Genomic DNA, 17,954 nt, shown 5'->3' on the forward strand with positions numbered 1-17,954 from the left:
TCTCATGAACATGACGGCGCGCACGTTCGTGGCCAACGAGCTCCGCCAAGCGCGCGAAATGAAGAAGCTGAGCCGCGTGAAACTCGCGGACGAGATATTCGTCTCCGAGTCACTCATCGCGGCCTGGGAGCGCGGCCGGATCGTGCCGGGGGAGCAGCACCATCCGAGGCTCAAGGAAGTGCTGGACCTCCCGGACATGATCACCCGCGTCATCGGTGACCTGGTGACCAACGAGGTGTCCCCGGAATGGTTCGGTAAGTGGCCCCAGGTCGAACGCCAGGCCACGTCGCTATGGTCGTTCCAGCCGTGTCTGGTCCCTGGACTGCTCCAGACTCCCGACTATGCCCGCGCGGTCCTGGAAGCCGCCCACCTGGACATCGACCTGGAGGAGGCGCTGGCCACGAGGCTGGATCGGCAGCAGGTCCTCATCAAAGAGGACCCCCCGATGTTCGTAGCGCTCATCGCCGAAGCAATCCTCCGTCATCGGGTCAGCAACGACAAAGTCATGAATGACCAGTTAGTGCGCCTGGCGGAGATGACCGAGCGTGAGAACGTCGTCGTCCAGGTAGTCCCAGCCGACTCCAAGGCGTGCGCCGGATTCATCGGTGGATTCGTGATCGCGAGCTTCGACGGGGACGAAATCGGCTATATCGACAACCAGTTGGACGGGGATACCATCGAGGGCGCTGCCGGGGTGGCCCGGCTACGGCGATTCTTCGATGTCTTCAGAGCCGACGCTATTAATCAACAAGAGTCGATCAACCTCATTCGAAGGGCGGCGGAGGAATGGAAATGATCGAACCGTGGCGGAAGTCGACCTGGACGGGCGCCAACGGAGGTGACTGCGTGGAACTCGCGGTCATCGAACGTGAGGAAACGACAGGCGAATGATCGAGCCGTGGCGGAAGTCCTCCTGGTCAAGCGCCAACGGTGGCGACTGCGTGGAGCTCGCGGTCGTCGTACGCGAGGTATCGCGAGGCAAATGACCGGGCCGTGGCGGAAATCGTCTCGGTCGGGTGCCAATGGCGGTAACTGTGTGGAGCTGGCGGTCGTCGAACGTGGTGAGGACGGGGCGGACGCGGGCTGCGCATAGGCTCGTCGCATGAGCTCTGATGTCGAGGAGCAGCCCGGTGTGGGCCCGCATCCGCGTCCCTGGCCGGACGACCCGCGCCTCGACCCGGTGCTGCTCGAGGACGGCGACCGGCGCAACGTCGTCGACGAGTACCGCTACTGGAGCAACGAGGCGGTCGTCGCTGACCTGGACGCGCGCCGGCATCCGTTCCACGTCGCGATCGAGAACTGGCAGCACGACTTCAACATCGGCGCGGTCGTCCGCAACGCGAACGCGTTCCTGGCCGCCGAGGTGCACATCGTGGGCCGCCGCCGCTGGAACCGCCGCGGCGCCATGGTCACCGACCGCTACCAGCACGTACGCCACCACCCGGAGACGACCGACCTGGTGAAGTGGTGCCGCGAGCGCGACCTGCCCGTCGTCGGCATCGACAACCTGCCGGGCTCGCGCCCGATCCAGACCGCCGACCTCCCGCGCGCCTGCCTGATGCTGTTCGGCCAGGAGGGACCCGGCCTGTCGGAGGAGGGCCGCGCCGCAGCCGACGTCGTCCTGCACATCCCGCAGTACGGCTCGACCCGCTCCATCAACGCCGGCGTCGCCAGCGGAGTGGCGATGTACGAGTGGGTACGCCGGTACGCCTAGAGCGTGTCCGCCGGATGGGGTTCGTGGTGAGCGTGTCCAGGCGGCGCGTCGCAACCACGGTCACCCACCGCCCCACATCGCCACCAACGGCAGATCGTTCAGTACCAAGTCGACCGGCGTCTCCGGGCGGTACGCCTAATCGTGGGCGGCGCGGTCGCGGAGCCATCCCGGGGTGGCCGTGCCGGAGCGTGGCTGCTCAGTACCAAGTCGGCCGAGGTCACGGGGCGGTACGCCTGATCGTGGGTGGCATGGTCGCGGAGCCATTCCGGGGTGGCCGTGTCCGAGCGCGGCCGCTCAGTACCAAGTCGAGCGAGGTCACGGGGCGGTGCGCCTAATCGTGGGCGGCGCGGTCGCGGATCCACTCCAGGGCGGCCGTGCCCGATCGCAGGATCGAGATGTGCCCGTCCTCGGGGCTCAGCCGGAGTTCGGCCAGGGGGCAGCGGCTCGCGTTCCAGCGGCCGTGTGAGCCGGGGATCACCCGGTCCCGTTCGCCGTGCAGGAAAAGGACCGGCGCCGCGACCTGCGCGGGGTCGTACCCCCACGGCGCGACGTAGGCCAGGTCGTCGTCTATCAGCCCGGCCGGACCACCCGCCAGGGCCGGGCCGACGACGTCGCCGAACCAGGACCATTCGCCCGCCAGCGCGGCGTGATCGGCCGGGGTGAACATCTCCGGGTCGTACTCCGCACTCGCCTCGTAGCGTTCTTTCGCCGCGCGCCCCTCGGCGGCGGCGCTCAGGGAGGCCACGCTGGAGGCTCCCATGCCCGCGTGCCAGTCGAGCCCCTCGGCGCCGAACGGCGCCGGCCCGGCCGCACTGACCACACCGAGGACCCGCTGAGGCAGCAGCGCGCCACAGGCCAGGGCGTGAGATCCGCCGCCCGAATGACCCATGACCGCGAACCGGCCGATCCCCAGAGCGTCGGCCACGAGGGCCGTGTCGGCGGCCGCCGAGGCCAGGTCCCGGCCCGTACGGGCGGTCGAGCCGCCGTACCCGGGCCGGTCGTAGGACACCCAGCGGATGCCGAGGCGTTCGGCGGCCGGGAACAGGGGCCGTGGAGGCGCGCCGATGTTGGGAGTCCCGTGGTGCCAGAAGACGGCGAGACGATCCGGCGGCCCGGTGTCGTAGACGTGCAGCCGGCGACCGCCGCCCGCGTCCAGATCGGTCTCGGTGACCTCCATGCCGCCTCCTTTGATGGCGCGCCGCCGCCGGTCTCAACGGCCATTGAGGTCCAGCAGGTGAAGCAGGCTCTCCCGCGTACGGACCAGCCGGTCTTTCGCCGGTGCCTCGACGCGCCGAATGGTCATCATATTGACGAAGTACAGCGAGAGCGCCACCGCCACCGTTCCTGTGATCCCCACCCGTATGACGATCGGAAAAGTGTCCCGGGAAGTGTAGATCGTGATCAGAGTGACGTAGGCAATGGCGAGAACGATACAGAAGATCGAGAAGCCGGTCGCCATTTCGAACATCCTGGCCGACCTGCGCTCGATCGCAGCGCGCAGCCGCGGCAGGCGGCGCATCGCCACGAAGATCAGCAGTGGTGACAGTGCCGGTGCCGTGCCCCACCACACCAGCCCCGAGGTGACCGGGTTCTGCGGCGTGAGCTCGATCGCCTGTACCGCGTCGAACACCGTCAGGGCGATGAACGTCCACGCGGCCAGCATCTCGACGACCATCAGCAGCTTCACCCAGATCACGGTGTGGCCCCCGATGCGGTGCGCCGCGAACAGCCAGCAGATGCTCAGGAACATCCCGGTGGCGCCGATTCCGAACAGAGCCCCCGCGGCCGCCCCCTCGGCGAACGCCCTTCCGCAGAGCTCCTCTCCGCTGACGACGGAGAACAGGAACGAGGCGAGCGACAGCGAGACGAACGAGCACAGCATCGTCACCAGCGCCCGCGAGGAGTAGCGATAGTGATCGGAGTCCTCCGAAGGCGGCGCCTGCTGGAAGAGCAGGATCACCCCCGTGAAGACGACGGCGGCGAAGACGCCGATGACCTGTGACGTCACCGGAGCCGCCGTCACGATGGTCCAGTTGGAATTGTCCGGATGTGCGACTAAGGAATGACAGACATCGTCCACGCGTGTTTCCCCTCTGACTTTCACGCTGGGTCGTCATCGAGCCTCGTGGTCGCGCGGCCTTTTCACAATCCCCGAACCCAGGGCCCGGATTTCAGCACAGGGGAAAGAGCGAGATCCGAAGGCCGCAGGGCCGGCGGCCGTCAGGTGGCGAACAACGGGCGTGAGAACTCGGCATTGACCCATTTCATGTGCGGGCGGCTTGAGTGACGCGGTGGTTCGCCGCCGTGCCGGACACGCCGACGGAGTCGACCAGGCCGGCGCACCTCGATCCCGCGCGGCGGGCGTCGTGGGAGGAAGCGGCCGCTCAGGCCGGTTCCCCACCGGACCGGACGCAGGGGGAGGTCGAGGTGAGGTAGAGCTCCCCGCGGTCGTTGGCCTGCGCGGCCATCTGGAAACCGTCCACCGCGTGCCGCACCCACACGTACAGCCCCCGCGGCCGGGCGTCGGTCAGCACGACGAACCCGTTGCCGGACCACCACGCCAGCAGGGCGTCGAGGCAACGGCCGTACTCCTCCGGTGGCACGTCGTGGATGCGGTAGTCGACCGAGGCGACGAACCGCTCCACCGGCTCGTCGTCGGCGGACTCGTCGCAGGGCACCGGGCCACACGCGACACGCTCGGCCCGCACCCGCGCGGGAAGGCACGTGAGGGCCGAACGGAGGTTGTCCTCGACGTGGCGGGTGGCCTGCTCCAGGTTCACGATGTCACACCCTTTCAAAAGCCCGGCAGGCCGGCCGCGATCCGGCCGATGTTGACCAGCGTGATGCTGCCGGGCGCGAAGTACGAGGCGTGCGCCCTGCCCGGATCGGTCGGTCTCCAGGGATCCGGGGAGACGAACTCCGACTCGTACGCCCTACCGCCGAACGCCGGATCGGCCGGCTGGGGGCCGAAGATCCGCAGCCCGGCCACAGGGTCGTTCCGCACGATCACCGTGTGGACGTGCGCGCCGACGTCGTCGGCGGCCACCCCCGTCAGGTGCAGTGCGCCGGCGTGCTCGACGCCGACTCCCGGACTCGCGACGAACACCACGTCGTCGACGTTCAGCCCGACGTCTCTCGCCGTGACCCCCGCGACGAGCGAACCGTAGCTGTATCCCACCACGGTGTTGTGCGACGGCGGTCCCTCGTGCGTGGTCCGCAGGTCGTCCAGGAACCGGCCGAGATCGGCCTTGGCCCCGTCCGCGTACCGGGTGTGCAGCGCCTCCGGAACCAGTGACTGCGGGGCGCGATAGTCCGCCCAGTTGATCACGGCGGTCGAGGGCGAACCGGCCTTCGCCGCCGAGAGCGCGATCGCGTCGATCTTCTTGATGGCCCTGCCCTGACGGCCGAGCCGGGAGAAGGTGCCCGGTACGAAGGTCACCACGTTGGCGGCGGTGTCCGGGTCGCCCACCGAGATGATCACACGTCCGGTGCCCTCCGTACTGAACGACAGCAGGTACGGACGGGGGTGCGCGAGGCTCGGCGGCTTCGCGAGCCGCTCCTCGATGGCGTTCACGCCCGCCAGCTTGTCGTTCAGCATGTTGATCCGGCTCGTCCTCGCCCCTCCGTCGTGCCATCGCCGCTCCGCGACGAGCCGATCGCGCTCTGCGGTCAACCGCGTCTTTCCCTCCGCGAGCAAGGACCGGTTCACCTGGTCCTTGGTCACCGCGGGCGCACCGTCGAGCGCCGGCGAACTCTCAAGGCCCCGGGCGAAGGGGGCCTCGGCCTTCTCGACACCTGTGCGGGGTGTTCCGCGCAGAAAGGGTTTCGATTTGGCGAAAATACCCAGCAGACGTTCCGTAACCTCGGCGGCGGCTCTGCTCTTGCAGCTCACCGGGGCCCTCCTTCTGTCACGCCCCCGATCGGCAGGGGTAGGTAATCGAGGCCTCCAGGGGAGAAGCCAACGGTTCTGAGGTCCCATGATCTTTTCGCATCAGGGGCTGGAGTGAGGACGGTCTCCGGGCTCTCCGGGTCGTCGGCGTGCGCACCGGTTCGGATGCGGCTCAGTCCCGGCGGTGGCGAATCCGGTCCCGCATTGGCTCTCCGGCCGGCAGATCAGCCGCGGGAGTCGAGGCGGTACGCGCGGGCCTGGAGGCCGTACAACTCGCCGAAGACGCCGCCCGCCGCGAGGAGCTCCGCCGGCGGGCCCTGTTCGACCAGCCGTCCGCGGTCCAGGACGTACACCTGGTCGGCGTGGCGGACGCTGGCGAGCCGGTGGGTGATGAGCAGGACCGTACGCCCGTCGGCGTGTGCCCGGATGCGTTCGAACAGGGCGTGTTCGGCGCGGGCGTCGAGCGCGGCGGTGGGCTCGTCGCAGATCAGCAGCGCCGCGTCACGGTAGAAGCCGCGCGCCACCGCGATGCGCTGCCACTGGCCGCCCGACAGCTCGTGGCCGTCCTTGAACCGCCGGTCCAGCAGGGTGTCGTACCCGTACGGCAGGGCCGCGATCACGTCGTCGGCCCCCGACGCGGCGGCGGCCTCGGCGATCGGCTCCTCGTGTGGCTCCCGGCCCATGGCGATGTTGTGCCGCGCCGTCATCGGCCAGTGCGTGTAGTGCTGGGGGATCATCGCGACGTTCTGCCGCAGCCGGTCGAGGTCGACGTCCCCCAGGTGGGTGCCGTCCCAGTGCACCTCGCCCTCGTCCGGGGCGTAGAGGCCGGCGAGGATCTTGGCGAGGGTGGTCTTGCCGGAGCCGTTCTCGCCGACCAGCGCGACGACCTGACCGGCGTGGATCTCCACGGACACGTCGTGCAGCGCGGGCCGGTCGGCGCCCGGATAGGTGAAGCCGACGTTCCGTGCGGTGATCACGTCGAAGCCGTCCGGCACCGGACGGTCGCGCGTCTCCGGGATGCGGTGTTCGGCGTCCCGGCAGAAGTCCAGGTAGTCGGAGAAGTACAGCCCGGACTCATAGCACCGGTTGACCGCGAACAGCAGGCTGGCCAGGGACGACTGCCCGGTACGGATCGCCAGCACGGCGGTGCCCGCCACCGCGAGGGGTACGGCTCCGATGGCCAGCAGGACGCCGAGCGCGACGTAGACCGCGGCGGTGGCGACGCCGCCCGCCATGTCGCCGAGGATCCGCACGACCGTCTGGCGCCGGGCCAGGTCCACGTGGATGTCGCGTTCGCGTACCGCGAGCCGGTCGTGCTCGCGGGCGAGGAAAGGGCGCATGGTGAACGCGCGGATCTCGGCCGCCGAGTCACGGTCGGCCATGAGGTCGGCGAGGATCCACTTGCGCCGGCGTACCGCCGACAGCACGAAGATCGCGAGGTAGCGCATCCGCGCCGCTCGCGCCGCGGCCCAGCCGTCGGGGATCGCGGTGATCAGCAGCAGCGGCAGCAGCACGGGATGCAGCACTCCGAGCGCGCCGGCGGCCGCCACCAGCCCGATCACCCCGGTGAGGATGTCGATCGTCGCCTCGACCACCGGCGCCGCCTCCATCAGGCCGCGGTCGCGTGCCCGGTGCATCGAGTCGTGGAACTCGGTGTCGTCGAAGCAGGGCAGCTCGACCCGCGTGGTCAGGTCGAACAGGCGTTTCTCCACGAGATGGTCGACCCGTGGCTTCAGCCGCGCCTGCGCCCAGCCCGCGCCGGCCTGCAGCCCGGCGCGCAGTGCCGTGGCACCCGCCACCAGGGCGAGGGACGGGAGCGCCGCGCGTACGCGGTCCGGAGTCGCGCCCCCGGCGAACAGCGCGCGCAGCACTCCGGTCGTCGCGAGCAGGCCGTACGCGGTGAAGACGCCCGCGAGCAGATGCAGGATCACGGTCACGAGCGTGTCGGCGGGACTGGCACGCCACGCCAGCCGGGCGGCCGCGCAGATCAGGGTGGGAAGGCGGCGAGTCATGCCCGCCAGGCCGGCCGACGCCAGCGCCGCCAGGTGGGTCTGCCAGGGCGGGAGGTTCATCTCCGCCGCGTGCTCGGCCGGATCGGGAAGGCCGGTCCGCTTCAGGAAGAGACGCCGCGTCGCGCGTTCGACCCGCGGACGTCCCGGACCGTCCCGGTCCGGGTCGAGGCGTCGCGGACGGCCGGGCGGCCGGCCCACCGGCCGCCGGCGGCGCATCGTCACGTGACGTCGATGAGGAGGTACGCGTCGATCACCATGGCTGAGTCATTCCCCGTCGGCGAAGAGAACATATCGCGATCATGAGACAACTTGGAGTAGCCGGACATTTGCCACGACCGCGTACGGCGTGATCGCATTCAGCCGTTCGGCGGGGCCAGGCCGTTCCAGGTGAGGTCCATCATGTGCCGCGCCGCGTCCTCGACGGTGACGTCCGGGTTGCGCGTACGCCAGAGCGCCAGGCGTTCGCAGGCGCCGACGATGATCTCGGCGTACGCCTCCAGCGCGCGGCGTGGCCGGTCCGGGGCGAGCGGCTCCATCTGGGAGATGATCAGGTCGGTCTGCTGCCGCCGGATCGCCTCGATCTCTCCGGCGGCGCCGCCGAGGACCGGCTCCTGGAGCAGCACCAGCCAGGACCGGCGGTGCGCCTCGTTGAAGCGGAAGTAGGCCAGATAGCCGCTGTACAGCTTGTCCTCGGCCGATTCGGCCTCGCCCACCGCGCGTGCGGTGGCCTCGCCGAGCTCACTCCGCGCCCGCGCGATGGTGGAGAGCAACAGGCCCTCCTTCGAGCCGAAGTACTCGTACAGCATCGGCTTGGACACCCCGACGCGTACGGCGATCTCCTCCATGGACACGGCGCCGTACCCCTGCTCGGCGAAGACCTCCTCGGCGACGTCGAGCATCTGCCGCTCGCGGTCGGCGCGGGACATGCGCACGCGCTTGGTCTTCACGTGTGAACCATATCTCAATACCTACCGCCGGTAACTTACCGTGGGTAACCTACCGGGAGTAGGCAACGTACGGGAGGTCCCGTGAGACTCGTGATCATCGGCTCGGGCTTCGCCGGCCTGGGCATGGCGATTCAGCTGAAGAAGGCCGGCTACCACGACTTCGTCATCCTGGAGAAGGACGACGACCTCGGCGGCACGTGGCGCGACAACCGGTATCCGGGCTGCGCCTGTGACGTGCCCTCCCACATGTACTCCTTCTCCTACGAGCTCAACCCGGACTGGTCGCGGATGTTCGCCCCGCAGGAGGAGATCTGGGCCTATCTGCGCCGGTGTGCCGACAAGTACGAGCTGGCCTCCCATATCCGCTTCGGCAGCACGGTCGACGCGCTCGAATGGGACGACGAGGCCCGTCACTGGAACGTCGTGCTCGCCGACGGCACGATGCTGACTCCCAAGGCGGTCGTCTCGGGCATGGGGGCGCTGCACGTCCCCTCCCTACCGGCCATCCCCGGCGCGGAGCGGTTCGCGGGGACCGTGTTCCACTCCGCGCAGTGGGACCGGACCTGCGACCTGACCGGAAAGCGGGTCGCGGTCATCGGCACCGGCGCGTCCGCCGTCCAGTTCGTCCCGAAGATCGCCGGGGACGCGGCGAGCCTGCGGGTCTTCCAGCGCACTCCGCCGTGGGTCCAGCCCAAGCCCGACTTCGTCCTGCCCGGCTGGGCGCGAGGAGTGTTCCGGTACGTCCCGGGCGCCCAGCGGGCCTTCCGCAATGCGATCTACTGGCTGCTGGAGACCCGGGCGGTGGGCTTCACGATCGACCCGAGGCTCATGGCCCCGCAGGAGAAGGTCGCCCGCGCGCACATCGCCCGCCAGGTGCCCGACCCCGTCCTGCGCGCCAAGGTCACCCCGGACTACACGATCGGCTGCAAGCGCATCCTGCTGTCCTCGGACTACTATCCGGCGCTGGCCAGGCCCAACGTCGATGTGGTCACCGAGGGCATCACCGAGATCACCGAGACCGGTCTGGTCACCGCGGACGGCACCGCCCACGACGTCGACGTCATCATCTACGGCACCGGCTTCAAGGTCACCGACGCGCTCGCCGGACAGCACATCGTCGGCCGTGGCGGCCAGAAGATCCAGGACGCCTGGGCGGACGGCATCGAGGCCCACCACGGGATCACGATCGCCGGCTTCCCCAACCTGTTCATGCTGCTCGGCCCCAACACCGGCCTTGGCCACAACTCGGTGGTCTTCATGATCGAGTCTCAGGTCCAGCACGTGCTGAGCTGCCTGCGGCTGTTGTCAGAGGAGAAGGCCGGGGAGATCGAGGTACGCCCCCGGGCGCAACGCCGCTTCAACGACCGCCTCCACCGCCGTCTGCGCAAGGCGGTGTGGAACGAGGGCGGCTGCAAGAGCTGGTACCTGGACGAACACGGCGTCAACCGCACCATCTGGCCCGGCTTCTCCTTCGAGTACTGGGCACGTACGCGCCGTGCCCGGCGCCGCGACTACGCCCTGTCCCGCTGACGCTTGGGCGGGTACGGCCGCCCGTACCCACCCAGGCCTGCGCCGTCGCTACGACCACTGACCGGGCTCGTAGTCGCCCGCCGGCTGCTGGACGATGACGTTCATGCGGTTGTAGGCGTTGATGAGGGCGATGAGGGACACCAGGGCGGCGAGCTGGTCGTCGTCGTAGTGCTTGGCGGCGTTGGCCCAGGCGTCGTCGGAGACTCCAGTGGAGGCGTCGGCGATGCGGGTGCCCTGCTCGGCGAGCTCCAGGGCGGCGCGCTCGGCTTCGGTGAAGACCTTCGCCTCCCGCCAGACCGCGACCAGGTTGAGCCGCAGTGAGGTCTCTCCGGCGTGCGCGGCGTCCTTGGTGTGCATGTCGGTGCAGTAGGCGCAGCCGTTGATCTGGCTGGCGCGGATCTTCACCAGCTCCTGCGTCGCGGCCGGCAGGGTCGAGTCGGTCACGACCTTGCCCGCCGAGTTGATGTACTTCACGAAGTTCGCCGCGACGGTGCTGCCGAAGTAGTTGAGACGGGCTTCCATGGTGATCTCCTTGCCGTTCCTGCGGTTACACCTCCTTGACCGCGACGCGCGCCCGGATGTGACAGCCACCGGCCGAATGTGACGCCCGTCTCCCGGCGCCCGCCGCCTCCTCCGCGTGACTGGGGTGGTCTTCGTGGGCATCGGGCTGAGCGTGGCCGCCAGTGTCACCGTGACGCACCCGATCCCCACCGGCGGCGCGTTCAACCAGGCCTTCTGGCTCGGGGCCGGCGCCGCACTGCTCGCCGCGATCGCCGCCTCCCTCGTCCCCCGGAGCAGGGCACGAGGCAGTGCGGCGCCGGCTGCGGTCCCGGGGCGGGCCGTAGCCCTAGGGGAGAGGATGACCACGCGGGGACGCAGTATCCCGCGGTGGCCTGTCCGGGCTTCGAGGCGTGGCAGCAAAAAGGCCCGTTGCGTGATCGCAAGGGGCCTGTGAGCCGGGCGCATGCCGGAGGAACTCGAACCGGCGACCTTCTCGCCCATGGCCGACGATCGCACGCCCCAGGCGCCGCGCCCTTGGACGGCGGTGTGCGGTGCCCGGGATCGTGTGGCGTCGGCCGCGCCGAGATCAGCCGGACCTGTGGAGGTCGGCCCGTGTCTCGTCCGCGATCTCGTGGATCTTCTCTTCGGTCTCGCGCAGTCTGGCCTCGGCCTGGGCGGTCCGCTCGGCGGCACGGCGCTCCCGTCCGGTCGGCTTGTGCTCCGTCCGGCCCCTTCGCTTCAAACGGTCGAACAACCCCATCACACTCACTCCTTCGGCGGCGCTGTGTCGTGCGACCGGTGGATCCCCCATATTTCACCGTTTATTCCAGATGGCGCTGATCATCGAGAACCAGGCTGTTGCTCCTGGCACACCGATTGGCCCGCCACCGGGGGCCCGGCGAGCTCACGACGTCGCCCACGCCGCGCTGGTCTGACCGGCAGGCGGTCGTGCCAGTCGATGGGTAAGGTGCCACGCGTCGGCGCCTATCCCACGTGCATATCCTGCGAGCTGATTTTGAGCGAACATGAACGTATTCGCATGGTCAGTGCTTTCTCGCTTCTGGCCCTGGCGGTCACGAGCTGCGGATCGACGTCGCCTCCCAGCGGCGGCGGGTCGCCGACGCCCGTCGACGGCGATCACTCGACCAGCGTTCCCGCAGTTCATACGACCTAGACGATGGTTGGGGCCATCGAGTTGGACCGTGGCCCGATCGGTACCTTGAACCCAAGCGGGCGAACATCGTTGTGACAAACGCCGCGCAGAAGGTCGTCAAGTCGACGACCATTACTTCCGGCAGCTTTAAGATCGCGCCTTCGGCTTGGGCGTACGAGGTGAGTGGCCGCGCGGATAATATTGAATGCGGGCGACCTCAACATATATCGATACCTTCGGATAAAGGCCTCAGCCTGCACTTCGTGTGTCCCATTCGATAAAAGCCCGTGGCCGGTCCGGGTGTAGGCCAGGTCTCGTACGAGCTGGGCGCGGTGGCCGCAGCTCCCGGACTTCGGCGAGCACGGACGGAACGATCTCGGGGTTCGTGGGCTTTTCCCGGTCATCGAAGCGGTGACCTGGCCTTTCGTCGGACGCCGCCGGGAGGGATTCGAACCCCCGGCCCTCTGATCCGACGCCAAGGGGATAGAACGTTCGGTATTGACGCCTCGGCGGAGCCATGCCATCGTTAGCCGCGATAGAACGTTCGGTCTCGTCAAATGGTCGCTCCCGTGGTGCGCACCTGATCGAGGAGGCCGGCAGCGGCCTCCGCTGACCCGCATAGTCCTGTTCGCTGATCGTTCGAGAGGATCGTCGTGACCACCGTTGCCTCATCCACCGCCCCCGGGCTCGCGCCGGCTCTGCGCCGGTTGTACTTCGTCCGGTTCGGGTTCGCCGTCGTGTGGGCCGTCCTGCTGTTCGCCGCCAAGTCGGACCTCGGCCCGGTCAGCATCCCCCTGCTCGTTCTGTATCCCCTGTTCGACGCCGCCGCGGCGGTCGTGGACACGCGTTCGTCCGGCGCCTCCGGGCCGGCCCGCGGACTGCAGGTGAACATCGCGATCAGCCTGCTCGCCGCGATCGGCATCGCCGTCGCCTGCACGTCCGGTGTGCCGAGCGCCCTGCGCGTGTGGGGCGCCTGGGCGATCGTCTCCGGGCTCGTGCAGCTGATCGTGGGCGCCGCGCGCCGCAAGATGGGCGGCCAGTGGCCGATGATCATCAGCGGCGGCATCTCCGTGCTCGCCGGCGCTTCGTTCATCATGGCGGCCTCCAAGGCGAACCCGTCGCTGGCCAGCATCGCCGGCTACGCCGTACTGGGTGGCATCTTCTTCCTCATCTCGGCGCTGCGTCTCGGCCGCGCCGCGAAGAAACACTGACATGCGCACCACGACGTACGACGTCGTCGTCATCGGCGCGGGTCCGGTCGGGGAGAACATCGCCGACCGGGTGGCGCAGGGCGGGCTGAGCGCCGCGATCGTCGAGCGGGAACTGGTCGGCGGTGAATGCTCCTACTGGGCCTGCATGCCGACCAAGGCGTTGCTGCGGAGCGCCGCCGCGCTCCGTGCGGCCCGGCGGCTGCCCGGCGCACGAGAGGCGGTGACGGGTGACCTGGACACGGCGGCCGTGCTCCGCCGTCGCGACTCCTTCGCCTCGAACTGGAAGGACGACGGGCAGGTGTCCTGGCTCGGCCAGGCGGGGATCTCGCTGTACCGCGGACAGGGACGGATCAGCTCCGCACGGGTCGTCGAGGTGACCGGCGAGGACGGTGCGGCCACCTCGCTGACCGCACGGCACGCGGTCGTCATCGCGACCGGAAGCGGTGCGCTGCTCCCGGACGTCGCCGGTCTGCGCGAGGCGGCACCGTGGACCAGCCGGGAGGCGGCCGCCGCGAGCGCGGTCCCCGGCCGGCTCGCCATCATCGGCGGTGGCGTGGTCGCGTCGGAGATGGCGACCGCGTTCGCCGGTCTCGGAGCTTCGGTGACGATGCTGGCCCGCGACGGTGTGCTGCCCCTCGCGGAGCCGTTCGCCGGCGAGCGGGTCACCGGGTCGTTGCGGGACGCCGGTGTGTCGGTGCGCCTCGGTGCCGAGGCCGGATCCGTCAGGCGCGACGACGGCGGAACCGTGTCCGTCACTCTCACCGAGGGTGAACGGATCGAAGCCGACGAACTCCTCGTCGCGGTCGGCCGTACGCCGAACACCCAGGACATCGGCCTGGACGACATCGGTCTGACGCCGGGCGCCTGGCTCACGGTCGATGACACGATGCGCGTCCTCGGGGACGACGGGGCGCCGATCGGTGACGGGTGGCTGTACGCCGCCGGGGACGTCAACCGGCGCGTGCTGCTGACGCACCAGGGGAAATACCAGGCCCGAGCCGCGGGGGACGTCATCGTGGCGCGCGCGAAAGGCGAAGCGGTCGAGGGCGGCCGATGGGGCCGGCACGCGGCGACGGCCGACGAAAGCGCGGTGCCGCAGGTGGTCTTCACCGAACCGGAGATCGCATCGGTGGGGCTGACCGCGGCCGTCGCCGCGGCCTCCGGGCTGCGGATCCGGGTCGTCGACCACGACCTGGGCGCCGTCGCCGGATCCGCCCTGCACGCCGACGGATACCAGGGGCACGCGCGCATGGTCGTCGACGAGGACCGCAAGGTGATCGTCGGTTTCACGCTCGCCGGTCCCGATGTCGCCGAACTGCTGCACGCGGCGACGATCGCGGTGGTCGGGGAGGTTCCGCTGGACCGGCTCTGGCACGCGGTCCCCGCCTTCCCCACCGTCAGCGAAGTCTGGCTCCGGCTGCTCGAAGCCTACGGCCGCTGACCGGCCGGCCGGGTACCCGTCGCGTCGCGGCGGGCCGAGACAACAGCACTGCAAACTCCCGAAAGGTTCGATCTGTCATGCGTTCTCGCCTGTTCCGCCGCGCCGCGATCGTCGGCGTTACCGCACTCGGCCTGCTCACGGCGTCCTTGTCGGCCGTGGCGGCCACTCCCGGCAAGCCGGACGACGGCCCGAAGCCGACCGTCGTACTCGTTCACGGAGCGTGGGCGGACTCCTCGAGCTGGGCTCCGGTCATCGAGCGGCTGACCCGCGACGGCTACCCCGTACGGGCCATCGCCGATCCGCTGCAGGGCCTGACCAGCGACACCGCCTACGTCAGCAGCTACCTGGCCACCATCGACGGTCCCAAGGTGCTCGTCGGCCACTCCTACGGTGGCGCCGTCATCACCAACGCCGCGACCTCCGTCCCCGACGTCAAATCCCTGGTCTACATCGCCGCGTTCATCCCCGCCAAGGGCGAGACCATCGGTGAGCTCGCCGCCAAGTCGACCCCGGCGCTGCCGCTGGTCTCCACCCAGGTACCCGGCGGCACGGAGGTCATCATCGACCCGGCGCGGTTCCGTACCGCCTTCGCCGGTGACCTCGACAAGGCCACCGCCAACGACCTCGCCATCACCCAGCGGCCCGCCGACACCAGGGCCGTCACCGACCCGAGCGTCGAAGAGGCCTTTCGCACCATTCCCTCCTGGGCCCTGGTCACCCGCCAGGACCACGCCATCAACCCCGACGTGCAGCGCTTCATGACGAGCCGGGCCCACGCTCGTACCACCGAGGTGGACGCCTCCCACGCGGTCATGCTCAGCCGTCCCGACGCCGTCACCAAGATCATCGAGCAGGCCGCACGTTGACCTCCGCGCCCGGCGCCCGCCGTTCCGCCGGACGCCCGCCGACCATCGCGAACGGGCAAGGGGGATCATGACCGTCCAAGCCGACGCGACCGTACGCGCCGGGACCGTGCCGATGACTCGCGCGCAGATCGGGCAGGCCATGTCCGGCCTGTACATCAGCATCTTCGTGGCGATCCTGTCGTCGACGATCGTCACGAACGCGCTGCCGACGATCGTGGCGGACCTGCATGCGGGGCAGAGCGTCTACACCTGGGTGATCACCGCGACGCTTCTCACCACGACCGTCTCCAGCCCGATCTGGGGGAAGCTGGCCGACCTGCTCAGCAAGAAACTGCTCATCCAGATCAGCTTGGTCATCTTCACCGCCGGCTCGGTGCTGTCCGGCCTCGCGTCGGACGCCGGCCTGCTCATCGCGGCCCGCGCGGTCCAGGGCATCGGCGCCGGCGGCCTCCTCGCGCTCATCCAGGTGATCATCGCGACGATGATCTCGCCGCGGGAACGCGGTCGCTACAACGGCTACTTCGGTGCGTTGCTCGCGGTCGCGACCAGTGCCGGTCCGCTGATCGGCGGATTCATCGTGGACACCGAGTGGCTCGGCTGGCGGTGGTGCTTCTTCGTCGGCGTCCCGTTCGCCGTCGCCGCCCTGATCGTGTTGCAGCGGACGCTGCACCTGCCGGCCGCCAAGGGCGACGTGCGGATCGACTGGGCCGGGGCCGCGTCGCTGGCGGCCGCCGCATCGCTTCTGCTGGTCTGGGTGACCTTCGCGGGCGATGGGTTCGCGTGGCTTTCCTGGCAGTCTGCGGCCTTTGTCGGTGGCGCTCTGCTGCTCTCGCTCGCGTTCGTCGTCGCCGAACGGCACGCCAAGGACCCCGTCCTGCCGCTCTGGCTGTTCCGCACCCGTACCGTCATCCTGGCGATCACGGCGAGCCTCGTCATCGGCGTCGCCATCTACGCCGGATCGACCTATCTGAGTCAGTACTTCCAGCTGTCCGAAGGCAGGACGGCCACCCTTGCAGGCGTTTGCACCCTGCCGCTCGTCCTCGGCCTCGCGCTCGCCTCCACGGTCGGCGGCCGGATCGTCACCGCCACGGGTCGCTGGAAACCGCTTCTGGTCGTGGGAACCCTGCTGATCGCCGCGGGGCTCGCGCTGCTCGGTCTCACCCGGCACGACACGCCGTACTGGAAGCTCGCACTGGCGATGGGCCTGCTCGGCGTCGGGCTCGGCGCGACCCTGCAGAACCTGGTCCTGGCCGTCCAGAACCAGGTGGGCCTGCGGGAGCTTGGGGCGGCCGGCTCGGCGGTGTCGTTCTTCCGCACGCTCGGCGGCACGATCGGGGTGTCGGCGCTCGGGGCCGTGCTGGCCGGCCGGGTCGGCCGCCTGACCGCCGACGGGTCGGCCCGGTCGGGCGTACGAGCCGTCGGCGGCTCGTCGATTCCGCGGCCGGCCGAGTTGCCCGCGCCGGTCCGTACGGTGATCGAGGACGCGTACGGGCACGCGACCGGTGACCTCTTCGTGTACACGGTGCCGCTGGCGCTGGTCGCGTTCGTATGCGTCCTCCTCATCCGCGAGGTGCCCCTCCGTACGTCCAACGCCGTGGGCCACGATGACGAGGACGGTTCGCGATGATTTCGGGCCGTACGATCGCGGACCTCGAGCGCGAGGTCGCCGTCTTCGTCCACCAGGAGCGCGCCGCGTCGGGACGGCTCGGCCGTGAGGCGCACCCGGATCTCACGGCCGCCACCTACGGCCTGCTGGCCCACCTGGCCGACCACGGCCGGCACCGGCCCACCGAGATCGCCGAGCACATCGGCGTGGCCTCTTCCGTTGTCTCGCGCCGGCTCCAGCTGCTGGAAACGCTCGGTCTCATCGAGCGGCTTCCCGCGCCGGACGACCGCCGGGCGTATCTGGTGGGCCTCACCGACGAGGGCCGGCACCGCGTGTCCGAGGTCCAGGGCGTTCGCGGCAGGCGGCTGGGCGGGCTCGTCGAGTCGTGGCCGGAACGCGACGTCCGTACCCTCGCCGAGCTCCTCGCGAAGCTCAACGGGAGCGCTGCCGGGCCGGCCCGGCAGCGCGGGGAAACGGGCGGCGACGTCCGTGGGTGACCACTCCCCGGCGCGATCGCGGCTGCTCGGCACGGCGAGCCGGCTGTTCTACGCCGAGGGGCTTCACTCCGTCGGCATCGACCGGATCGTGGCCGAGGCACGGGTGACGCGCGCGACTCTCTACCGGCACTTCCCGAGCAAGGACCGGCTTGTCGTCGCCTACCTGACCGAGGTCGACGAGGCGGTTCGCGCCCGGCTGGCCGAGGCCGCCGGTCGGGAACAGTCCTCGGCAGACGTCGTACGAGCCGTCGGTGAGTCGATCGCCGCCGATATCCGCGCTCCCGGGTTCCGCGGATGCGCCTTTCTCAACGCCGCGGCCGAATACCCCGATCCCGCACACCCCGTACGCCGAGCCGTTCTCGTTCACCGCGAGTGGTTCCTGCGCACGATCACCGATCTGCTGGCGCACGCCGGCGCCACAGCACCCGATCCCGCCGCGAGGCACTTCGTCATGCTGCGAGACGGTGCGATGGCGGCGGGGTCACTCGCCGACCCGGAGCGGATCGGCCCTACGTTCCTCCGCGGGGTCGAAGGTCTGCTGAAGTACCGCAATGCCCACATGTTTTCGGAATGAGAAGGAGACACCG

General features: G+C 69.7%; 20 protein-coding genes. 12 read left to right on the forward strand and 8 right to left on the reverse strand.

Features of this window, described 5'->3' with window-relative positions:
- Positions 1-4 precede the first annotated feature (4 nt).
- The 5 genes from FB559_RS29125 to FB559_RS29140 are packed head-to-tail and all read left to right on the forward strand — an operon-like array spanning position 5 to position 1,714.
- Positions 5-796 carry a helix-turn-helix domain-containing protein gene (locus FB559_RS29125; RefSeq protein ID WP_141959596.1) on the forward strand — a complete coding sequence of 264 codons (792 nt, stop codon included), beginning with the start codon at positions 5-7 and terminating at the stop codon, positions 794-796.
- Positions 793-891, forward strand: a complete 99-nt coding sequence (locus tag FB559_RS46855) for a DUF397 domain-containing protein (RefSeq protein WP_185792445.1) — start codon at positions 793-795, stop codon at positions 889-891. The genes FB559_RS29125 and FB559_RS46855 overlap by 4 nt, the downstream gene beginning before the upstream one ends.
- A complete protein-coding gene (locus FB559_RS46860; protein WP_221640222.1) occupies positions 888-986 on the forward strand; it encodes a DUF397 domain-containing protein in 99 nt (32 codons plus the stop codon). The genes FB559_RS46855 and FB559_RS46860 overlap by 4 nt, the downstream gene beginning before the upstream one ends.
- Complete coding sequence (locus FB559_RS46865) at positions 983-1,093, forward strand: DUF397 domain-containing protein (protein WP_221640223.1); 111 nt, start codon at positions 983-985, stop codon at positions 1,091-1,093. Before FB559_RS46860 ends, FB559_RS46865 begins: the two co-directional genes overlap by 4 nt.
- A gap of 9 nt (positions 1,094-1,102) precedes the next feature.
- The gene (locus tag FB559_RS29140; protein WP_141959600.1) at positions 1,103-1,714 is read left to right on the forward strand and encodes a TrmH family RNA methyltransferase; all 612 of its coding nucleotides are present in this window, start codon (positions 1,103-1,105) and stop codon (positions 1,712-1,714) included.
- Between the two features lie 331 nt (positions 1,715-2,045).
- Here FB559_RS29140 and FB559_RS29145 read toward each other — a convergent pair whose 3' ends face one another.
- The 6 genes from FB559_RS29145 to FB559_RS29170 all read right to left on the reverse strand — a co-directional run bounded on the left by FB559_RS29145 (position 2,046) and on the right by FB559_RS29170 (position 8,562).
- A complete protein-coding gene (locus FB559_RS29145; RefSeq protein WP_141959602.1) occupies positions 2,046-2,891 on the reverse strand; it encodes an alpha/beta fold hydrolase in 846 nt (281 codons plus the stop codon).
- A gap of 33 nt (positions 2,892-2,924) precedes the next feature.
- Complete coding sequence (locus FB559_RS29150; protein ID WP_141959603.1) at positions 2,925-3,722, reverse strand: hypothetical protein; 798 nt, start codon at positions 3,720-3,722, stop codon at positions 2,925-2,927.
- Between the two features lie 376 nt (positions 3,723-4,098).
- Positions 4,099-4,494, reverse strand: a complete 396-nt coding sequence (locus tag FB559_RS29155; protein ID WP_141959605.1) for a hypothetical protein — start codon at positions 4,492-4,494, stop codon at positions 4,099-4,101.
- Positions 4,495-4,508: 14 nt separating this feature from the next.
- The gene (locus FB559_RS29160; protein WP_185792446.1) at positions 4,509-5,438 is read right to left on the reverse strand and encodes an alpha/beta hydrolase; all 930 of its coding nucleotides are present in this window, start codon (positions 5,436-5,438) and stop codon (positions 4,509-4,511) included.
- A gap of 389 nt (positions 5,439-5,827) precedes the next feature.
- The gene (locus FB559_RS29165) at positions 5,828-7,831 is read right to left on the reverse strand and encodes an ABC transporter ATP-binding protein (RefSeq protein ID WP_342781031.1); all 2,004 of its coding nucleotides are present in this window, start codon (positions 7,829-7,831) and stop codon (positions 5,828-5,830) included.
- 140 nt (positions 7,832-7,971) lie between these two features.
- Positions 7,972-8,562 carry a TetR/AcrR family transcriptional regulator gene (locus FB559_RS29170; protein WP_246122153.1) on the reverse strand — a complete coding sequence of 197 codons (591 nt, stop codon included), beginning with the start codon at positions 8,560-8,562 and terminating at the stop codon, positions 7,972-7,974.
- 81 nt (positions 8,563-8,643) lie between these two features.
- Here FB559_RS29170 and FB559_RS29175 point away from each other — a divergent pair, with 81 nt between their 5' ends.
- The gene (locus FB559_RS29175; RefSeq protein ID WP_281286302.1) at positions 8,644-10,092 is read left to right on the forward strand and encodes a flavin-containing monooxygenase; all 1,449 of its coding nucleotides are present in this window, start codon (positions 8,644-8,646) and stop codon (positions 10,090-10,092) included.
- A 48-nt stretch (positions 10,093-10,140) separates the two neighbouring features.
- Here the strand turns inward: FB559_RS29175 and FB559_RS29180 are convergent, their stop codons facing one another.
- Positions 10,141-10,614: a carboxymuconolactone decarboxylase family protein gene (locus FB559_RS29180; RefSeq protein WP_141959609.1), complete on the reverse strand. Its 474-nt coding sequence runs from the start codon at positions 10,612-10,614 to the stop codon at positions 10,141-10,143.
- Between the two features lie 565 nt (positions 10,615-11,179).
- Positions 11,180-11,353 carry a hypothetical protein gene (locus tag FB559_RS44175; protein WP_185792447.1) on the reverse strand — a complete coding sequence of 58 codons (174 nt, stop codon included), beginning with the start codon at positions 11,351-11,353 and terminating at the stop codon, positions 11,180-11,182.
- A 1,046-nt stretch (positions 11,354-12,399) separates the two neighbouring features.
- Between FB559_RS44175 and FB559_RS29185 the strand changes: the two genes are divergently transcribed.
- The 6 genes from FB559_RS29185 to FB559_RS29210 all read left to right on the forward strand — a co-directional run bounded on the left by FB559_RS29185 (position 12,400) and on the right by FB559_RS29210 (position 17,941).
- Positions 12,400-12,957: a hypothetical protein gene (locus tag FB559_RS29185; RefSeq protein ID WP_141959611.1), complete on the forward strand. Its 558-nt coding sequence runs from the start codon at positions 12,400-12,402 to the stop codon at positions 12,955-12,957.
- Between the two features lies 1 nt (position 12,958).
- On the forward strand, positions 12,959-14,398 hold the full coding sequence (locus FB559_RS29190; RefSeq protein ID WP_141959612.1) for a dihydrolipoyl dehydrogenase family protein: 1,440 nt from the start codon (positions 12,959-12,961) through the stop codon (positions 14,396-14,398).
- Between the two features lie 77 nt (positions 14,399-14,475).
- Positions 14,476-15,264, forward strand: a complete 789-nt coding sequence (locus FB559_RS29195) for an alpha/beta fold hydrolase (RefSeq protein ID WP_141959614.1) — start codon at positions 14,476-14,478, stop codon at positions 15,262-15,264.
- Positions 15,265-15,331: 67 nt separating this feature from the next.
- On the forward strand, positions 15,332-16,891 hold the full coding sequence (locus FB559_RS29200) for an MDR family MFS transporter (protein ID WP_141959616.1): 1,560 nt from the start codon (positions 15,332-15,334) through the stop codon (positions 16,889-16,891).
- Positions 16,888-17,367 (forward strand): MarR family winged helix-turn-helix transcriptional regulator, encoded by a 480-nt coding sequence (locus FB559_RS29205; protein ID WP_141959618.1) that lies wholly within the window; start codon positions 16,888-16,890, stop codon positions 17,365-17,367. The genes FB559_RS29200 and FB559_RS29205 overlap by 4 nt, the downstream gene beginning before the upstream one ends.
- A complete protein-coding gene (locus tag FB559_RS29210) occupies positions 17,360-17,941 on the forward strand; it encodes a TetR/AcrR family transcriptional regulator (protein WP_141959620.1) in 582 nt (193 codons plus the stop codon). Before FB559_RS29205 ends, FB559_RS29210 begins: the two co-directional genes overlap by 8 nt.
- Positions 17,942-17,954: the final 13 nt, after the last annotated feature.

It is taken from the genome of Actinoallomurus bryophytorum (assembly GCF_006716425.1).
GTDB classification, from domain to species: domain Bacteria; phylum Actinomycetota; class Actinomycetes; order Streptosporangiales; family Streptosporangiaceae; genus Actinoallomurus; species Actinoallomurus bryophytorum.